The following is a 1,143-nucleotide window of genomic DNA, read 5'->3' as shown; positions in this document are numbered from 1 at the left end:
GACCTTCAGGTTATGAGCCTGACGAGCTACCGGGCTGCTCTACCCCGCGCCATGGTTGTCTTGATCGGAGGCTTTATCGTTTCAGAGGGATGTTTTGCGTCTTTCCAGGTCTGGCGGTGACCTACTCTCCCACGTCTTGAGACGCAGTACCATCGGCGCAGCGGCACTTAACGGCCGAGTTCGGGATGGGATCGGGTGTTTTGCTCGCGCTAGGGCCACCAGACCAGGAAAGACGCAATCAGCGTCATCTGCGATGCAGATGATGTTGTCCAAGGATGCTTTCGAGAAGAAGTCCTGCTTCTTCTGGATCAAATCAAGCCTATCGAGCCATTAGTACCGGTCAGCTGAATGCATTGCTGCACTTACACCTCCGGCCTATCGACGTGGTGGTCTTCCACGGCTCTCAAGGGAGACCTTGTTTTGAGGGGGGCTTCACGCTTAGATGCCTTCAGCGTTTATCCTGTCCGTTCATAGCTACCCTGCACTGCCGTTGGCACGACAACAGGTCCACCAGTGGAACGTTCACCCCGGTCCTCTCGTACTAGGGGCAACTCCTCTCAAGTCTCCAACACCCACGGCAGATAGGGACCGAACTGTCTCACGACGTTCTAAACCCAGCTCACGTACCTCTTTAAATGGCGAACAGCCATACCCTTGGGACCTGCTCCAGCCCCAGGATGAGATGAGCCGACATCGAGGTGCCAAACGATGCCGTCGATATGGACTCTTGGGCATCATCAGCCTGTTATCCCCAGCGTACCTTTTATCCGTTGAGCGATGGCCCTTCCACTCGGGACCACCGGATCACTATGGCCGTCTTTCGACTCTGCTCGACTTGTCAGTCTTGCAGTCAGGCTGGCTTCTGCCATTGCACTCAACGAGCGATTTCCGACCGCTCTGAGCCAACCTTCGCGCGCCTCCGTTACTGTTTGGGAGGCGACCGCCCCAGTCAAACTACCCACCACGCAGGGTCCCGGACCCGGATAACGGGCCGCGGTTAGACATCAAGAGTGCGAAGGGCGGTATCTCAAGGATGGCTCCACGGGAACTGGCGTCCCCGCTTCAAAGCCTACCGCCTATCCTGCACATCGCAATCCTGATGCCAGTGCGAAGTTGTAGTAAAGGTGCATGGGGTCTTTCCGT

At 56.7% G+C, this 1,143-nt stretch carries 2 rRNA genes (1 of these 2 running past the window's edge); both read right to left on the bottom strand.

Features of this window, described 5'->3' with window-relative positions:
• Positions 1-108: 108 nt before the first annotated feature.
• Positions 109-223: ribosomal RNA gene (gene rrf, locus ACTJI6_RS01880) — 5S ribosomal RNA — on the bottom strand.
• 86 nt (positions 224-309) lie between these two features.
• Positions 310-1,143, bottom strand: a 23S ribosomal RNA gene (locus ACTJI6_RS01875); it runs 1,998 nt beyond the window's last position.

The sequence above is a fragment of the Paracoccus sp. 22332 genome, assembly GCF_052045125.1.
Classification (GTDB): domain Bacteria; phylum Pseudomonadota; class Alphaproteobacteria; order Rhodobacterales; family Rhodobacteraceae; genus Paracoccus; species Paracoccus haematequi_A.
The sequence above is the reverse complement of the archived record's forward strand: the minus strand, read 5'-3'. Positions and strand labels throughout refer to the sequence as shown.